Origin of the sequence: Streptomyces kronopolitis, from assembly GCF_014646275.1 — a bacterium.
GTDB lineage: Bacteria > Actinomycetota > Actinomycetes > Streptomycetales > Streptomycetaceae > Streptomyces > Streptomyces kronopolitis.
In genome coordinates, this window is the sequence record NZ_BMND01000011.1 from 39,756 (window position 1) to 56,836 (window position 17,081).

Annotated in this window: 15 protein-coding genes; 11 read left to right on the forward strand and 4 right to left on the reverse strand. The window is 73.8% G+C overall.

Going from position 1 to position 17,081, the window contains the following annotated elements:
• The first annotated feature begins 20 nt into the window (after positions 1-20).
• Positions 21-1,412, forward strand: coding sequence for an aminotransferase class V-fold PLP-dependent enzyme (locus tag IEY78_RS14520; protein ID WP_189098258.1), 1,392 nt, complete (start codon positions 21-23; stop codon positions 1,410-1,412).
• A gap of 524 nt (positions 1,413-1,936) precedes the next feature.
• On the opposite strand, the gene IEY78_RS14525 is transcribed toward IEY78_RS14520, so the two are convergent.
• Positions 1,937-2,218 (reverse strand): Lrp/AsnC family transcriptional regulator, encoded by a 282-nt coding sequence (locus tag IEY78_RS14525; RefSeq protein ID WP_066932041.1) that lies wholly within the window; start codon positions 2,216-2,218, stop codon positions 1,937-1,939.
• On the reverse strand, positions 2,215-2,994 hold the full coding sequence (locus IEY78_RS14530) for a rhomboid family intramembrane serine protease (RefSeq protein WP_283781432.1): 780 nt from the start codon (positions 2,992-2,994) through the stop codon (positions 2,215-2,217). The genes IEY78_RS14525 and IEY78_RS14530 overlap by 4 nt, the downstream gene beginning before the upstream one ends.
• Before the next feature lie 195 nt (positions 2,995-3,189).
• Between IEY78_RS14530 and IEY78_RS14535 the strand changes: the two genes are divergently transcribed.
• The 5 genes from IEY78_RS14535 to IEY78_RS14555 all read left to right on the forward strand — a co-directional run bounded on the left by IEY78_RS14535 (position 3,190) and on the right by IEY78_RS14555 (position 8,854).
• On the forward strand, positions 3,190-3,429 hold the full coding sequence (locus tag IEY78_RS14535) for a hypothetical protein (protein ID WP_040899430.1): 240 nt from the start codon (positions 3,190-3,192) through the stop codon (positions 3,427-3,429).
• 18 nt (positions 3,430-3,447) lie between these two features.
• Positions 3,448-4,821 (forward strand): NYN domain-containing protein, encoded by a 1,374-nt coding sequence (locus IEY78_RS14540; protein ID WP_189098260.1) that lies wholly within the window; start codon positions 3,448-3,450, stop codon positions 4,819-4,821.
• A gap of 297 nt (positions 4,822-5,118) precedes the next feature.
• Positions 5,119-6,144, forward strand: coding sequence for a C40 family peptidase (locus tag IEY78_RS14545; RefSeq protein WP_189098262.1), 1,026 nt, complete (start codon positions 5,119-5,121; stop codon positions 6,142-6,144).
• Positions 6,145-6,376: 232 nt separating this feature from the next.
• The gene (locus IEY78_RS14550) at positions 6,377-7,423 is read left to right on the forward strand and encodes a C40 family peptidase (protein ID WP_189098264.1); all 1,047 of its coding nucleotides are present in this window, start codon (positions 6,377-6,379) and stop codon (positions 7,421-7,423) included.
• 51 nt (positions 7,424-7,474) lie between these two features.
• On the forward strand, positions 7,475-8,854 hold the full coding sequence (locus IEY78_RS14555) for a hypothetical protein (RefSeq protein ID WP_189098266.1): 1,380 nt from the start codon (positions 7,475-7,477) through the stop codon (positions 8,852-8,854).
• Here IEY78_RS14555 and IEY78_RS14560 read toward each other — a convergent pair.
• On the reverse strand, positions 8,808-10,163 hold the full coding sequence (locus IEY78_RS14560) for a glycosyltransferase 87 family protein (protein ID WP_229699953.1): 1,356 nt from the start codon (positions 10,161-10,163) through the stop codon (positions 8,808-8,810). The genes IEY78_RS14555 and IEY78_RS14560 overlap by 47 nt on opposite strands.
• Before the next feature lie 228 nt (positions 10,164-10,391).
• Here IEY78_RS14560 and IEY78_RS14565 point away from each other — a divergent pair, with 228 nt between their 5' ends.
• Positions 10,392-11,534, forward strand: coding sequence for a glycosyltransferase family 4 protein (locus IEY78_RS14565; RefSeq protein WP_189098268.1), 1,143 nt, complete (start codon positions 10,392-10,394; stop codon positions 11,532-11,534).
• A 90-nt stretch (positions 11,535-11,624) separates the two neighbouring features.
• Here IEY78_RS14565 and IEY78_RS14570 read toward each other — a convergent pair whose 3' ends face one another.
• The gene (locus IEY78_RS14570) at positions 11,625-13,421 is read right to left on the reverse strand and encodes an AMP-dependent synthetase/ligase (RefSeq protein WP_189098270.1); all 1,797 of its coding nucleotides are present in this window, start codon (positions 13,419-13,421) and stop codon (positions 11,625-11,627) included.
• A gap of 277 nt (positions 13,422-13,698) precedes the next feature.
• Between IEY78_RS14570 and IEY78_RS14575 the strand changes: the two genes are divergently transcribed.
• The 4 genes from IEY78_RS14575 (at position 13,699) to IEY78_RS14590 (ending at position 17,014) form a co-directional block, all read left to right on the forward strand.
• Positions 13,699-14,475 (forward strand): metallophosphoesterase family protein, encoded by a 777-nt coding sequence (locus tag IEY78_RS14575; RefSeq protein WP_189098272.1) that lies wholly within the window; start codon positions 13,699-13,701, stop codon positions 14,473-14,475.
• 248 nt (positions 14,476-14,723) lie between these two features.
• Positions 14,724-15,227 (forward strand): SRPBCC family protein, encoded by a 504-nt coding sequence (locus IEY78_RS14580; RefSeq protein ID WP_189098274.1) that lies wholly within the window; start codon positions 14,724-14,726, stop codon positions 15,225-15,227.
• Positions 15,228-15,229: 2 nt separating this feature from the next.
• The gene (locus IEY78_RS14585; protein WP_189098276.1) at positions 15,230-16,432 is read left to right on the forward strand and encodes an ArsA family ATPase; all 1,203 of its coding nucleotides are present in this window, start codon (positions 15,230-15,232) and stop codon (positions 16,430-16,432) included.
• A 105-nt stretch (positions 16,433-16,537) separates the two neighbouring features.
• On the forward strand, positions 16,538-17,014 hold the full coding sequence (locus tag IEY78_RS14590; protein ID WP_189098278.1) for a DUF5304 domain-containing protein: 477 nt from the start codon (positions 16,538-16,540) through the stop codon (positions 17,012-17,014).
• The last annotated feature ends 67 nt before the right edge of the window (positions 17,015-17,081 follow it).

Consider the following 17,081-nt stretch of genomic DNA (forward strand, 5'->3'; position numbering starts at 1 on the left):
ACCTCTTACGGGAGTTCGCCATGTCTGTCGCCACCGCTGCCGCCGACCGTTCCGTTTGTTCCCCGCTGCCCGTTCTCGGCCGGGATGTCCGCGTCCCGCTCGTGACCGGCGGCGAGGTCGACTACGCCGCGCTGGACTACGCGGCCAGCGCCCCCGCGCTCCAGCGGGTCTGGGACGACGTGGCGGCCTACGCCCCCTACTACGGCAGCGTGCACCGCGGCGCCGGATACCTCTCGCAGCTCTCCACCGACCTCTTCGAGAACAGCCGCCGGACGGTCGCGGAGTTCCTCGGCTGCCGCGCCGACGACCAGGTGGTGTTCACCCGCTCGACCACCGACTCGCTGAACCTGCTCGCCGCCGCCCTGCCGCAGGGCACCCGCGTCTTCGTCTTCGAGACCGAGCACCACGCCTCGCTGCTGCCGTGGGAGCAGCGCGCCGATGTCGAGGTGACCTACCTGAACGCCCCGCGCACCCCGCTGCAGGCGGTGGACGCCCTGGAGAAGGCGCTGGCGGAGCGCGAGCCCTACGGGCCGGCGCTGGTCTGCGTCACCGGGGCGTCGAACGTGACCGGTGAGCTGTGGCCGGTGCGGGAACTGGCGGCCGCCGCGCACGCGCACGGCGCGCGGATCGTGCTCGACGCCGCGCAGCTCGTCCCGCACCACCCCGTGGACCTCGCCGAACTGGACGCCGACTGGGTCGCGTTCTCCGGACACAAGCTGTACGCGCCGTTCGGCTCCGGGGTGCTGGCCGGCCGCGCGGACTGGCTGCGCGAGGCCGCGCCCTACCTCGCCGGCGGCGGCGCCAGCCGCAAGGTCACCCGGCGTGTGAGCGGGGAAGGGGCTTGCGGGGTGGACGTCGAGTGGCACACCACCGCGGCCCGCCACGAGGCCGGCTCGCCGAACGTCATCGGCGCCTACGCGATCGCCTCCGCCTGCCAGGCGCTGTCCGAGGCCGGCTTCCCCGCCCTCATCGCCCGCGAGCAGGAGCTGATCGAACGGGTCCGGGCCGGCCTGGCCGAGGTGCCCGAGGTCCAGGTGCTCTCCCTCTTCGGCGCGGACGCCGCCCGGGTCGGCGTGCTCTCGTTCGTCGTCGAGGGCTGGAACAGCTCGCACTTCGCGGCGGCGCTGTCGGCCGAGTACGGCATCGGCGTCCGCGACGGCCTCTTCTGCGCCCACCCCCTCGTCCGCACCCTCCTGGGCAGCGAGCCCCAGGACCCCGGCGAGTGCGGCGCCCCCGAGGCGGCCCCCGGCGAACGCTCCCTCAACGCCATCCGCGTCAGCTTTGGCGTCGGCACGCCGGATGAGCATGTCGACCGCTTCGTCCGCGCGGTCCGCGAGCTCGTCACGGACGGCGCCCGCTGGAACTACCGCACGGAGGACGGCCGTTGCGTTCCCGCGCGGAGCGCGGGCTAGTTCCCACGTTTTCGGCTTTCCCGCCGTGGGGGTCTTTCGCCGTTGCGCCTGCGGCGGGCGGTGGGTGTTGGGTGCGGTGACGGTCCTCCGGGGCCTGGTCTGTGGACTGCTTCGCTTTACGTCCACAGACCAGGCCCCTCCGGCCCGTCCCCTCCCGTGGAGGGATGACTGACGGTGGGTGGGGGCGGGCGTCGTGCCCCGCCAGAGCCTCGGTCCGTCGTCAGCCTCGGTCCGTCGTCGGCTGTTTCGGTAGACCACGAGGCGCGCTCGCCCACCGACGTGTACCCCCACCGGCCTTTTTCCCACCCCTCAACGGGAGGGGGCGGGCCGGAGGGGTCGGTGTGTGGGACGTAAAGCGAAGCAGTCCCACACACCGGCCCCGGAGGACCGTCACCGCACCCGACAGCCCCGCGCAGCGGACCCCGCCCGCCGCAGGCGCAAACGACGAGCGCACCGCGAAGCGGGCGCAAAACGGCGAGCAACCCCCACGGCGGGGAAAGACAAAAGCGCGGGAAGAGCCCGGGCTACGCTTCCAGCCCGATCGCAAAGGCAGCCTCAAGGTCGTGCTGCGAATACGTGCGGAACGCGATATGCGTTTCCGTGGAGGCGACGCCCGGGACCTTGCTGATGCGGCCGGGGATGACGTCCGCGAGGTCGTCGTGGGCGGCGACGCGGACCATCGCGATCAGGTCGTGGGCGCCGGTGACGGAGTAGACCTCGCTGACGCCGTCCAGGGCGGCGATCTTCTCGGCGATCTCGGGGATCTGGTCCACGCTGGTCTTGATGAGCACGATCGACGTGATCACGGCTGGCTCTCTCCCTCGGTCGCCCGGTCGTTCTGCCTGGTGGCCCTCACACTATCCCGCCGGTAGCGGGCCCAGGCGTAGAGGAAGCCGAGGGCGAAGCCGACGACATGGGCGAGGTAGGCGACCCCGGGGCCGCGTGAGTCGTGCTGGGCGGCCTGCCACTGGAGGAAGAACCAGAAGAGCAGCACGATCCAGGCGGGGAAGCGCAGCGGCAGGAAGAAGAGGAAGGGAAAGACGCTGGTCACCCGGGCCGTGGGGAAGAGGTAGAGGAAGGCTCCCAGTACCCCGGAGATCGAGCCGGAGGCGCCCACCAGGGTCTGGCCCGAGGAGGCGTGCGCGGCCGCGTAGCCGAGCAGCGCGAGGTAGCCGATGATGAGGTAGAAGGCGGCGAACGGGAGCCGGCCCATCCGCGCCTCGGCCATTCCGCCGAAGACGTAGAGAAAGAGCATGTTGCCGAGCAGGTGCAGCCAGCTGCCGTGCACGAACAACGCGGTCAGCGGCGTGATCAGGGCACGCAGCGAACCGCTCCACAGCTCCAGCGGGATCACGCCCCACCGCTCGAAGTAGGCGGTCTGGGCCTTCAGCAGGGCGTCGCCGGTGCCGTATATGCGGTTCAGGCCGGAGGCCGGGCCGATCACGAAGACCGCGCAGCACAGGCCGATCAGCACATTCGTCACCCGCGAGAACACCGCGGTCAGCGACCGGGTGGCATGCGGCGGACGGGGGAGGAGACCGGACGAGCGGGGTGAACGGGGAGAGGGGGCCGGCGCCGTCATGAAGTGATCATTGCTCAATGCGGGCAATCGGGACAGAGTGCCTCGCCGCATCCCGGCAGCCGGGCGGGGCCCGCACCCGCCCCCCGTCAGGCCGTAGGGTTACAGGCAGTACTTTGCGTACTTCCGCAGTCCGACGGCGCACCGCGTGAACGGCGCAGCAGCACGAGATCGACGAGCACGAAAGAGGACGACAGGATGTCTGTTCCCCTGCCGACGGACGGAACCCGGTGGCGCTGCACGCTGTGCGGCAACCTCACCCGTTTCGACGTGACCCGCCAGGCCAAGGTGGTGGAGTACGTCCATCTGGACCTGGCCGGCGAGCCGAAGGTGGAGGAGCGCGAGGTCCTCAGTGAGAGCATCGAGTCCGTGCGCTGCCGCTGGTGCAACGCGGTCGACCAGATCGAGCTGGTGGACCGTCCGGGCGCGAACGCCTGAGATCGGAGCGAGGCAGCCGTGGTGGACCGTCCAGAAGGGGAGCCGGGGGCCCGGCGTGACGACGTGCCCGAGGGCGCGGCGGACGAGGTGCTCGACCGACCGCTGCCCGAGGGCGTACGGCGCCGTGTCGTGGCGCTCACCGCGGAGTCGTTCGGCGCGCTGACCGTCGCCGAACTCCCGCCCCCGCTGCGGCAGTACGCCCGATTCACCCCGACTCGCCGGGCCAAATTCGCCGGAAACGCGATGGCTTCCGCCCTGGAGAGCGACGCGGTCTTCCGGCAGCGGATCGCCGGCAAGCTGCGCGAGGCGCAGCCGGAGCTGGCCTCGGCGCTGGAGCGCGGCAACCCGCCGGCGGCCGCCGAACCGCTCGATGTCGCGGCGGCCGCCTACGTGCTGCGTCCCGAGGGCTGGGTCAAGCTCGTCGAGGCGGCCGGCGAGGAGGCGCAGCGGGTGCGCGCCGAGCGGGCCGGCGAGGAGGCCGAACGGGAACTGGCCCGGCTGCGCGAGGAGCTGGCGCAGGCGCGCGGCGAGGCCCGTACGGAGGCCGACCGGATCCGGGGCGACCTCGACACCGCCCGCAAGGAGAACGAGTCGCTGCGGCGCAAGCTGCGCAGCGCGCTGAGCGACGTCAAGCGCGGTGAGGCGGCGGTGCGCAAGGGCGATGCCGCCCTCACGGAGGTCCGGGACCGGGCGGCCACCGAGAAGACCGCGGCGGACAGCGAGGTGCGCCGGCTCAAGGCCCGCCTGGCCGAGGCCGAGACGGCGCTGGAGACGAGTCGGCGGGCGGCCCGCGAGGGCCGCAGCGTCGAGGACATGCGGGTGCGGCTGCTGCTCGACACGGTGCTGGACGCGGCCCAGGGGCTGCGCCGCGAGCTGGCGCTGCCGCCCGCCGGCGTCCATCCCGCGGACACCGTCGAGGCGGTCGAGCCGGGCCGGATGACGCCCAAGGACATCGCCGCCCGCGCGCTGTCGGAGATGGACCCGGCGCTGCTGGACCAGCTTCTGGCGCTGCCGCAGGCGCATTTGGTGGTGGATGGGTACAACGTCACCAAAACCGGCTATCCGACCATGCCGCTCGACAAGCAGCGGCTGCGGCTGCTGGGCGGTCTCGCGGTGCTGGCCGCGCAGACCGGCGCGGAGATGACCTGTGTCTTCGACGGGGCGGAGCTGGCGGCGCCGGTGCTGCTCGCGCCCCCGCGCGGCGTACGGGTCCTGTTCAGCAAACCGGGCGTGACGGCAGATGAGTTGATCCGTCAGCTGGTGCGGGCCGAACCGCCCGGCCGGCCGGTCGTCGTGGTCTCCACGGACCGGGAGGTGGCCGACGGGGTGGCGAAGGCCGGGGCGCGCCCGGTCGCATCGGCTCTGTTGCTCAAGCGACTTGCCCGGACGTGAGGTCGCGGGCCACCGGGCGGCCGGGAAATCGCTGCGCTCCGTGTCTGAGCGTCAGTTGGCGCTCACTGCCTGTGCGACGTTGGTAAAGGATGGGGCTGGTGGCGCAGATTTTTCCCCTGGGGATTTGAAGCGATCACAGCTCGGTTACTAAGGTCAGCCCCGAACCTTCATGCAGATGATTATCCAACCGGGATGACCAGTGAAGGTACCGCCGAGTCCGCGGCGTTCACGCGGAGCCGGGGTCTCACCACCCCCCACTTCCCGGTAGGCGGCTGGAGGAAGAAGGAGCTCGCCCCCGTGGCGTCCCACCGTCGACCCAAGCAGCCGAGCCGTACCCGCGTGACCGTGCTCACCGCCACCGCCGCGGCGGCCGTCGCCCTGTCGTCCCAGGCCGCGCAGGCCGACCCCCACCAGTCGAAGAAGGACGTCAAGTCCGAGGTCGACAAGCTCTACAACGAGGCCGAGCAGGCCACGGAGAAGTACGACGGGGTCAAGGAGCAGCAGGACAAGCTGCAGAAGGAGGTCGACGACCTCCAGGACAAGGTGGCCCGCGGCCAGGGGGACCTCAACCAGCTGCGCAAGGGCCTCGGCGCGGTCGCCTCCGGCCAGTACCGCAGCGGCAGCATCGACCCCTCGGTGCAGCTGTTCCTCTCCGGCGACCCGGACACCTACCTCGAAAAGGCCGCCACGCTCGACCAGTTGAGCGGCAAGCAGGCCGACCAGCTGAAGACCATCGCGGACAAGCAGCGCCGGCTCGCCCAGGAGCGCGCCGAGGCGTCCGCGAAGATCAAGGACCTCACCGAGACCCGCAAGGCGCTCGGTGACAAGAAGGACGAGATCAAGGGCAAGCTCGCCAAGGCGCAGCAGCTGCTCAACCAGATGACCGCCAAGGAGCGGGCGGCCATGCAGGCCGAGGAGAACCGCGCCAACCGCAGCAACGACCGGGCCGACCTCGGTGACGACGTCCCGGCGTCCCAGCGCGGTGCGGCGGCCCTCCGGGCCGCCCAGTCCAAGATAGGTTCGCCCTACGTCTGGGGCGCCACCGGCCCGTCGTCCTTCGACTGCTCCGGTCTGACCTCCTGGGCCTACGCGCAGGCCGGCCAGTCGCTGCCGCGCACCTCGCAGCAGCAGGCGAACGCCGGTACCCGGATCGCCTCGCAGAGCGCCCTCAAGCCGGGCGACCTGGTGCTCTTCTACAGCGACCTGCACCACATCGGCCTCTACGCGGGCAACGGCATCGTGCTGCACGCGCCGAAGCCGGGCGCCGCGGTGCGCTACGAGCCCATGAGCAACATGGAGTTCGCGTTCGGCGTGCGGGTCTGACAAGCCTCACAACACTCTCAACCTGCCGCCCGAACGGGCGAATTGCGGCCGCGTCCGCTGACCTGCCGCCCCGTCGGTGACCTGCACAGTCACCGGCGGGGCGGCGCCGTGTGGGCGAACCGCGGTCTTTGGCCGGTGCGGATCCGCGCCGCTACTGTCTGCCCGCGCAGCATCCGGATCACCGACGCCCTCCCGGGCGGCAGGGGCTGCACAGGGAAGGAGTGCGGCATTCGTGGTGTCCCACCGCCGTACCTCGCAGCACGGCCAGAGCACCCTCGCCGGGGTCACCGTTGTGTCGGCCGCCCTGGCGACCGCGGCCGCCGCGCTGTCCGCGCCCTCGGCGGCCGCCGACCCGGCGGGCCACCCGGCCGCCGGCCGTGCGGCGGCGACCGCCCACGTCGCGCGCCTCTACGCGCAGGCGGAGCGGGCCACCGAGAAGTTCGACGGCGCCCAGGCACGGGCCAAGGAACTGCGCGGCCGGGTGACGGCCCTCCAGGACCGCACCGCCCGGGCCCAGGAGCGGGTCAACCGGATGCGCGGCCGGCTGGGCGCACTGGCCGCCGCCCAGTACCGCTCCGGCGGCATGGACCCCACCCTCCAGCTGATGCTCTCCGAACGGCCCGACAGCTTCCTGGAGAAGGCCTCCGCGCTCGACCGGCTCGGCACCGACCAGGCCGGCCAGCTGCGCAGGCTGCGGGCGGCACAGCGCTCCCTGGAGCAGCAGCGCAGGGAGACCACGGCGAAGCTGGCGCAGCTGGAGGCCAGCCGCAAGGACGTCGCCCGCCACAAGCGGGACGTCCAACGCCGGCTGGCCGCCGCGCGGCGGGTGCTGCACGGGCTCCCCACGGACGCCAGGAAGGCCTTCGAACGGGCCGCCCGGGGCGACGGGCGCCACGGGGCGGTCCCGGACCTGCGCGGCGCCGTCCCCGCCTCCGGGCGGGCCGCGGCGGCCGTCGCCGCGGTGCGCTCCGCGATCGGCTCGCCGTACGCCTGGGGGCGCAGCGGCCCCTCGTCGTTCGACTGCTCCGGGCTCACCCAATGGGCCTACGGGCGGGCCGGAGTCTCCATCCCGCGCACCTCGCAGGCCCAGCGCGGCGCCGGCCGGCAGGTGCCGCTCAGCCAGGCGCAACCCGGTGACCTGGTCATCTACCGTGCGGACGGCAGTCATGTCGGGATGTACGTCGGCAACGGGCAGGTGGTCCACGCGCCCTATCCCGGCGCGCGGGTGCGCTACGACCCGGTCGGGATGATGCCGATCTCGGCCGTCACCCGGCCCTGAGGCGCGGCCCAGCGTTTTTGCCCCGGCCGGGGCCGACCTACGATCGTCCGCATGTCAGAGCAGAGGGCGGCAGCGCGGCTGCCGGGGGCCGGTGCGGCGGGGTGCGCCGCCCTGGTCCTCGCGCTGCTCGCCCCGCTGGCGGGGTGTGCGCCGTCGGCCTCCACGCCGGCCCGCTTCCCGGACGTCCAGCGGATGCTCGACACCCGTGCGCAGGCCGTACGCCAACGGGACGCGGCGGGCTTCCTGGCCTCCGTCGACCCGCGGGCCACCGGCTACCGCGGCCGGCAGCGCGCGATGTTCGCCCACCTCGCGGGCGTCCCGCTGGCCGACTGGCACTACGACCTCGACTCGACCGGCGCCTTCCCGCTCCCGTCCGGCGGCGGCACCCGCCTGGCCGCGAAGGTGCGGCTGCGCTACCGCCTCAAGGGCTACGACACCGCCCCGGTGCACTCCGTGCAGTACCTCACCCTGACCGAGCGCGACGGCCGCTGGCTGATCTCCTCCGACACCGACGGCGCCGACGAGGGCCGCACCGGCACCCGGCAGCTGTGGGACCAGGGCCCGGTGCGGCTGGTGCGCGGCAAGCACAGCCTGGTCCTCGGCGGCACCGCGCATCCGGGGCGGCTGAAGGATCTGGCCCGCCGGGTGGACCGGGCGGTGCCCGCGGTCTCCGCGGCCTGGAAGGGGAAGTGGGCGCGCAAGGTCGTGGTGGAGGCGCCGGACTCGGTCGAGCGGATGGCGCAGCTGATGGGCAGCGACGACCCGTCCGGCTACACCGGGATCGCGGCGGTCACCACCGGGGAGGCGGGCGTCGAGACGGCCGCGCCCGCGGACCGCGTGATCGTCAACCCGGACGCCTACGAGGAGCTGAACGACCTGGGCCGCGAGGTGGTGCTCACCCACGAGACCACCCATGTCGCCACCCGCACGGCCACCACCCCGGCCACCCCGCTGTGGCTCTCCGAGGGCTTCGCCGACTGGGTCGCCTACCGCGGCATCCGCCACAAGGCCGTCACCACCGCCCCCGAACTCACCCGCGCGGTCGCCGGCGGCAAGCTCCCGGCCCGGCTGCCGACCGACGAGGACTTCGGCTTCCGGGCCGGCGCCGACCGGCTGGCGAAGGCGTACGAGGGCAGCTGGCTGGCCTGCCGGATGATCGCGGAGAAGTGGGGCGAGGCCAAGCTGATCGCCTTCTACAAGGCGGCCGGCAAGAGCGCGATCCGGGTCGCGGGCGGGGGCACCGGGGCGCCGATGGAGGCGGCCACGGCGACGCCGGGCACCGGCCCGGCCTGGCCGGCGGCCGGCACCGGGCACAAGCCGCCGTCCCGCACCGACCGCACGGACCGCGCCATGCGCACCCAACTGGGCATCGGCATGGCGGAGTTCACCCGCCGCTGGCGCGCCTTCGTACGGCAGCAGCTGCGGCGGTGAGCGGGGGCGCGGCGGCGGTCCCGTCGGCGGGCGTGCGGGCGCCGACCACGCCGGCGCCCTCCCCGGGCACGCTGTCCCCGGACCCCTCCTCTTCGGGCCCGCTGTCGCCGCGCTCGCCGTCCCGTAGCGAGACCCACAGCCGGCGGCAGGCGAGCAGCGAGGCGGCGACCAGCAGTCCGTTGCGCACGACCAGCAGGGCGATGCCCTTCGGGTCGCTCGCCACGACATCGGCGAACCGGACGGGGAACTCCAGCAGGGTGACCCCGGTGGCGAGCAGCACCAGCACCGCCGACGGCGTCTGGCGGCACCCGCGGACCGTCACGCAGACCGCTGCCAGCCCCACCAGCCACAGCATGTACTGCGGGCTGATCACCCGGCTGGTGGTGGTGAACAGCAGGGTCGCGGTGAAGGCCGCCTCGCACAGCGTCGTCGGTCCCGGCGTCCGGGCCCGCACCCGCCACAGGAACAGCCAGCCCGCGGCCGCCAGGCTCAGCGTGAGCGCGACGGTGCCGGCCAGTGCGACGCCCGGCCCGAGGAACTCCAGCGAGCCGTAGTTCAGCAGCACCTGGCCCGGCCAGCCGAAGTGGCGGGCGAAGTGGAAGACCAGGGCGCCGAGCGACTCGACCTCCGTCCCGCGCTCGCGCTGGAAGGTGAGGAAGGCCAGCGCGCCCGGGGCGGCGGCGACGAAGAACAGGGTCAGCCCGGCGGCGGTGGCCCCCGCGCTCCACCACAGCGCACGGGCCCGCCGGCCGCGCACCGCCGCCCCGGTCAGCAGCAGCGCCGGCCAGACCTTCAGCAGCGCGCCGAAGGCGATCAGCGCGCCCGCCACCCGCGGCCGGCGCACGGCGGCGAACAGCGCGGCGACCGCGACCGCCGTGACCATCAGGTCGTAGCGGGCGTAGGCGGTCGGGCCCAGCAGAGCCACCCCCGCGATCCACACCCAGGCCCCGGCCGGGCGGTGGCCGGGCCGCCGGCCGGCCCGCAGGAAGAGCGCCAGCACCACCGCGTCGGTGAGCAGGATCAGGGTGAAGAACGCCGGGGCGTAGTCCAGGAACGGCAGCAGGGCGGGGGAGAGGATCGCGAGGGCGGCGGCCGGCGGGTACTGCCAGGTCACATCGGCCCTCGGGAACGTGCCGGACTTGAGCACGTCGAACCAGCCCTGGTAGATCACCGAGACATCGGTGGTGACATCCGGCCCGGGCAGAACCAGCACCCGCAGGACGCACAGCAGCACCACGGCCCGGGTCGCGGCCCATGCCGCCACCGGGAGCCACACTCCACGTACCGTGCCGGTCCTGATCGTCGTCACCCCATCGCGCTCGTCGCGGGCCCGCCGGCGCCGCGGGCGCCGGGGCCATCGCCGCCTGTCCGCCGATTCCCGCCCGTGCAGTCTGCCCGATCGCGGAGGGCGGCCGGTCATCGCCGTCCGGGAGGTGCGGGGGTGGCGGGGCGGGCCGCCCCCGTCCGGCGGCCGCCCGGTACTGTCGGGCCCGAACCGCCGAGACCGCCCGCCCGGACCGACCGCCGAGAGACCATCGTGCACAAGACCCTGATCGTCACGAACGACTTCCCGCCCCGGCCCGGCGGCATCCAGGCCTTTCTGCACAGCATGGCGCTGCGGCTGGACCCCTCCGAGGTCGTCGTCTACGCCTCGACCTGGAAGCGCGGCGCGGAGGGCCGCGCGGCCACCGCCGCCTTCGACGCCGAGCAGCCGTTCCCGGTGATCAGGGACCGTACGACGATGCTGCTGCCCACCCCGAGGGTGACCCGGCGGGCCGCCGGGCTGCTGCGCGCGCACGGCTGCTCCTCGGTGTGGTTCGGCGCGGCGGCGCCGCTCGGGCTGATGGCGCCGGCGCTGCGGGCGGCCGGCGCCCGCCGGATCGTGGCGACCACCCACGGCCACGAGGCGGGCTGGGCGCAGCTGCCGGCCGCCCGGCAGCTGCTGCGCCGGATCGGCGCGGGCACCGACACCCTCACCTACCTCGGCGAGTACACCCGCAGCCGGATCGCCGGTGCGCTCGCCCCCCGGGACGCCGCACGGATGGTCCAACTCCCGCCCGGCGTCGACGAGAAGACCTTCCACCCCGGCTCGGGCGGCGACGAGGTGCGGGCCCGGCTCGGCCTCGCCGGCCGCCCGGTGGTGGTGTGCGTCTCCCGGCTCGTCCCGCGCAAGGGCCAGGACACCCTGATCGAGGCGATGCCGGCCGTGCTGGCCGCGGTGCCCGACGCCGTCCTGCTGATCGTCGGCGGCGGCCCGTACGAGAAGGACCTGCGCGCGCTGGCGGCCGCCAGGGGCGTCGCGGACGCGGTGCGCTTCACCGGCGCGGTCCCGTGGGAGGAGCTGCCGGCGCACTACGGCGCGGGTGACGTCTTCGCGATGCCGTGCCGCACCCGCCGCGGCGGACTCGACGTCGAGGGCCTGGGCATCGTCTACCTGGAGGCCTCCGCGACCGGACTCCCCGTGGTGGCGGGCGACTCGGGCGGCGCCCCCGACGCCGTCCTGGACGGCGAGACGGGCTGGGTGGTCCCCGGCGGCTCCCCGGCGCCGACCGCCGAGCGCCTGGTCACCCTGCTCCGCGACCCGGCCCTGCGCCGCACCATGGGCGCCCGCGGCCGCGCCTGGGTGGAGGAGAAGTGGCGCTGGGACCTGCTCGCGGAGCGGCTGAAGGACCTTCTGTAGGACCCGCCCGCGCTCCCGGACACACGAGATCCGCCGCCGCGGCGGCAGCCACGACGGCGGATGACGGTGCGGCCGGGCGGCCGGGCGGCCCTAGGACCGGTAGAGCGCCTCGATCTCCTCGGCGAAGTCCTTCGCGACCACGTTCCGCTTGAGCTTCAGCGACGGGGTCACATGGCCCGACTCCTCGGTGAACTGGGCCGGCAGGATGCGGAACTTGCGCACCGACTCGGCCTTGGAGACCGCCGCGTTGCCGTCGTCGATGGCGCGCTGCACGGCGGCCAGCAGCTCCGGGTCCTCGGCGACCTGGGACGGCGTCACATCGGCGGGGTGGCCGTGCTCCTCGGCCCAGCGGGGCAGGAACTCCTCGTCGAGGGTGATCAGCGCGCCGATGAACGGCCGGCCGTCGCCGACGACCATGCACTCGGCGATCAGGGCGTGCGCCCGGATACGGTCCTCGATCACGGCGGGGGCGACGTTCTTGCCGCCCGCGGTGACCAGTATTTCCTTCTTGCGGCCGGTGATGGCGAGGTAGCCGTCCTCGTCGAGGGTGCCGAGGTCGCCGGTGTGGAACCAGCCGTCGGACAGCGCCTCCTTGGTGGCCGACGGGTTGTTCCAGTACTCGGTGAAGAGGTGCTCGCCGTGCAGCAGCACCTCGCCGTCGTCGGCGATCCGCACCACCGAGCCGGGCAGCGGCTGGCCGACGGTGCCGATCTTCTGCCGGTCCCAGGGGTTGAACGCGGTCGCCGCACAGGACTCCGTCAGGCCGTAGCCCTCCAGGGCGGTGAAGCCGATGCCACGGTAGAAGTGGCCCAGCCGCTCGCCCAGCGGGGCGCCGCCGGAGATGGCGTGGGTGGCGCGGCCGCCGAGGACGGCCCGCAGCTTGCTGAACACCAGCCGGTCGAAGACCTTGTACTTCAGTTTCAGGCCGAGCGCCGGGCCCTCCGGGGCGTCCAGCGCGCGGCTGTAGGCGATCGCGACGTCCGCCGCCTTGTCGAAGATCTTGCCCTTGCCGTCCGCCTGCGCCTTGGCCCGCGCCGAGTTGTAGACCTTCTCGAAGACCCGCGGCACGCCCAGGACCAGCGTCGGGCGGAAGGAGGCGAGGTCCTCGGTGAGGTTCTTGATGTCGGGGGCGTGGCCCAGCTTGATGGGCGCCATCACGGCGGCGATCTGCACCAGCCGGCCGAAGACGTGCGCGATGGGGAGGAAGAGCAGCACCGAGGAGTCGCCGGTGCGGAACAGCGGCCGCAGCCGCTCGACGATGTTGCCGCACTCCGCGAAGAAGCTGCGGTGGCTGAGCACGCAGCCCTTGGGGCGGCCGGTGGTGCCGGAGGTGTAGACGATGGTGGCGGGGGAGTCGGCGTCGGCCAGCGCGCTGCGCGCCTCCACCTCGTCATCGCCGATGCCGGCGCCCGCGGCCTGGAGCCGGGCGATGGCGTCCCGCTCGATCTGCCAGATGTTCTCCAGGTCGGGCAGCCGGTCGCGCACCGATTCCACGGTCGCCTCGTGGCCGGGGGACTCCACCAGGCAGGCCACCGCGCCGGAGTCGCCGAGGATCCACTGGATCTGCTCGGCCGAACTGGTCTCGTACACCGGGACGGTGACGGCCCCTGCGCTCCAGATGGCGAAGTCCAGCAGCGTCCACTCGTAGCGGGTGCGCGACATCAGGCCGACCCGGTCGCCGGGCTGCACGCCGGTCGCGATCAGGCCCTTGGCGGCGGCGCGGACCTCGGCGAGGAAGGTGGTGGCGGTGACGTCCTGCCAAGCGCCGTTCACCTTGCGTCCCATGACGGCAACATCCGGGTGCTGCGCGGCATTTCGGCGGATAAGATCCGTCAGATTGCCGTCTGCGGGGACCTCGTACAGGGCCGGAAGGCTGAACTCGCGCAAGACTGCTGCTCCTCAAAAGCGCCGGCGCCACGACGCTGTGTGTTGCACCGGCGGCGGTCCATGATCATGCAGGGGGGAGAGTGGACTGCCCGGACGTTACCCATGGGTATTGCTCTCGGGATAGGGGGGAACGGCCAGATGTTCGATGCGTCACACGCTGCGGGACACGCCAAGGGGACTGTCCCGCGCAGACTAGACCAGCGGGTCGGTGACCCGAAAGTAACCCCAGGTCCCACCACCCCTCCCGCCCCCCGCCCCGGCGACTTAGGGTGACGTCATGCGCGTGCATGTGGTCAGTGACGTACACGGGAACAGCCGGGACCTCGCGGCGGCCGGCGAGGGCGCCGATGCCCTGGTCTGCCTCGGCGATCTGGTGCTCTTCCTCGACTACGCCGACCATTCGCGCGGCATCTTCCCCGACCTCTTCGGCTCCGAGAACGCCGGCGCCCTGGTCGAACTGCGCACCGCCCGCCGCTTCGAGGAGGCCCGCGCGCTGGGCCGCCGGCTGTGGGGCGAGCTCGACCGCACCGGCGCGAGCCGGGAGTCCGTCATCGAGGAGGCGGTCCGCCGGCAGTACGCCGAACTCTTCGCGGCCTTCCCCGCCCCCACGTACGCCACCTACGGCAACGTCGACATCCCGCGCCTGTGGCCCGAGTACGCCCGGCCCGGCACCACCGTCCTGGACGGCCAGCGGGTGGAGATCGGCGGCCGGGTCTTCGGCTTCGTCGGCGGCGGCCTCACCAGCCCGATGCGCACCCCCTACGAGATCAGCGACGAGGAGTACGCCGCCAAGATCGAGGCGGTCGGCGAGGTGGACGTGCTGTGCACCCACATCCCGCCCGAGGTCCCCGAACTCTGCTACGACACCGTCGCCCGCCGCTTCGAGCGCGGCAGCGCTGCCCTGCTGCACGCCATCCGCACCACCCGCCCGCGCTACTCCCTCTTCGGCCATGTGCACCAGCCGCTGGCCCGGCGGGTGCGGATCGGGGGCACGGAATGCGTCAATGTCGGGCACTTCAACGCGACCGGTACGCCCTACGTCCTGCAGTGGTGAGGCCGTGCGCGCCCGGCCCGGGCGGGGCGCGGGGGCCGGCCGGGCCCGTCGTGCCGGGCCTGCTGGTGTCCGCCCGCAGGTTCCCGCGCGGTAGCCTCGGAGCCTGTAGCAGCACAGACACCGCGCAACGGGGTCTCCCCGGCTCATGGGGGTCCCTCCGCTCCGGCGACACCGGGAGCGGGGGAGGGGCCGAGAGCTCGGGGAAGGGTCGGCGGACCGGCATGAATCGGCATGGAGGAGTCACGGCGATGGCCGAACACACCAGCTCGAGCATCACGATCGAGGCGGCACCCGCCGAAGTGATGGGAGTGATCGCCGACTTTGACCGCTACCCGGAATGGACCGGTGAGGTCAAAGAGGCGGAGGTCCTGGAGAAGGACGACCACGGCCGCGCCGCCCAGGTGCGCCTGCTGCTGGACGCCGGGGCGATCAAGGACGACCACACCCTCGCGTACACCTGGACCGGCGACAGCGAGGTCAGCTGGTCCCTGGTCAAGTCGCAGATGCTGCGCGCCCTCGACGGCTCCTACCGGGTGGCCGCGCTGGGCGGCGGCGCGCGCACCGAGGTGACCTACCAGCTCACCGTCGACGTCAAGATCCCCATGCTCGGGATGATCAAGCGCAAGGCCGAGAAGGTCATCATCGACCGCGCGCTGGCCGGGCTGAAGAAGCGCGTCGAGAGCGGCCCCGAGGGCCACGCCGCGGAGCCCGCCGACGGCGCCGGTTCCGCCGACGAGGCCGAGAAGCGCTGAGCGTGCGCACCGTCCTCGTCACGGGCCCCGGCGGCGCGGGCCGCACCACGCTCGCCGCCGCGACCGCCCTGGCCGGCGCCCGGCGAGGCGTGCGGACGCTGCTGCTCACCACCGGGGGCGGCGCGGCGGAAGCGGTGCTGGGCGTCCCCCTGGACGCCGACGCGCCCACCCCGGTGGCGCCGGGCCTGCACGCCCGGCGCGTCGACCCCGCGGACCGCTTCCGCCGGGAGTTCCTCGCCTTCCAGGAGCGTGCCGGCGCCGCCCTCGACCTGCTCGGCGCGGCCCCGCTCGACGAGGACGAACTCACCGAACTCCCCGGCTCCGAGGACTTCGCGCTGCTCCAGGCGCTGCGCGCGGCACACGCCGCGGAGGAGTGGGACCTGGTCGTCGTCGACATGCCCCCGGCCGCCGAAACGGTCCGCCTGCTCGCGCTGCCGGTCCAGGTGCGCCGCTACCTGCGCCGGCTGCTGCCCCCCGAGCGCCAGGCGGCCCGCGCGCTGCGCCCGGTGCTCGCCCAGCTCGCCGGCGTCCCGATGCCGGCCCAGAAGCTGTACGACGCCGCCGAGCGCTGGGAGCGCGAACTCGCCGGCGTCCAGCGCGTCATCGACGACCCCGGCACCTCCGTCCGCCTGGTCACCGACGCCGGACCGGTCGCCGCCGCCGCCCTGCGCGAGGTCCGGGCCGGACTCGCGCTGCACGGCCGGCGCACCGACGCCCTGATCGTCAACCGGCTGCTGCCCACCGGCTCCGCCGACCCCTTCCTCGCTGCCCTCTCCGGCAGCCAGCAGTCCGCCCTCAAGGCGCTGCGCGAGGAGTTCCCCGACGTCCCCGTCCACGAGGTGGCGCACCTGGGCGGCGACCCCCAAGGCCTCGCCGCCCTGGAGGAGTTGACCGGGAAGGCGGCCGGCGCGGCCGGCACCGGCGCCCCCGCCGAGGGGCCGGTCCGCGACCCCTGGACGGTCGAGGACCGGCTGGCGGGCGACGGCATCCTGGTCTGGCGGGTGCCGCTGCCCGGCGCCGAACGCCGGGGCCTGGGCCTGGTGCGCCGCGGCGACGAGATCGTGGTCACCGTGGGCCGCTACCGCCGGATCCGTACGCTGCCCTCCGCGCTGCGCCGCTGCTCCGTCTCCGGTGCCGGACTGCGCGACGGCGTCCTGGACATCCGCTTCACCCCGGATCCCGAGCTGTGGCCCAAGAGCGACTGAACGCGCCACCGCCGTTCGGGTACCGTCGAGGGTGGGGCGCCGCCCCCGTGCCCGTCCCGCACCCCTTCGCCGTACTGCCTCGCCGCAGGAGTCACGGAGTTCCTCATGAGTGATGCCACCGAGCGCCCCGCCGACCGCAGGGCCGAGCCCGACGCCGACGCCTGGGAGCGGGCCTGCGCCGAGGACCTCGCGGCCGAGAAGGCCCGCCACCGCGACGCCCACGGCCCGCAGCCGGGCAGCGCCGCCGAGGAGCTGCGCAAGCTCGCCGAGGCGGTCACCGACAAGCTCGCCGGCATCCAGCTGCCCGGCGCGCTCGGCGGGATCGCCGCGCAGGGCGCCGTCAACCAGCTGTTCAAGCAGGCCAGGGCCGCCGTCGAGCCGGTCATCGAGCGCAACCCCGAGATCTTCGACCACCTCGCCGCGGCCGGCTCCGAGCTGCTCGCCGCCTACCGCTCCGCCGTCGAGGGCAGCGAGCGCCGCTGGACCCGCGAGGACCCCGACGACCGGCCCGCCGGCCGCCGCGACGACGACCCCCGCGACGACGACGGCCCCGCCGGCACCGAGCGGATCGACCTCGACTGAGCCTCCCGTCCCCCGCGCACCGGCGGCCGCCCTCCCGCCGGCCCGCTGAGGGAGCGGCAGGCGCCCC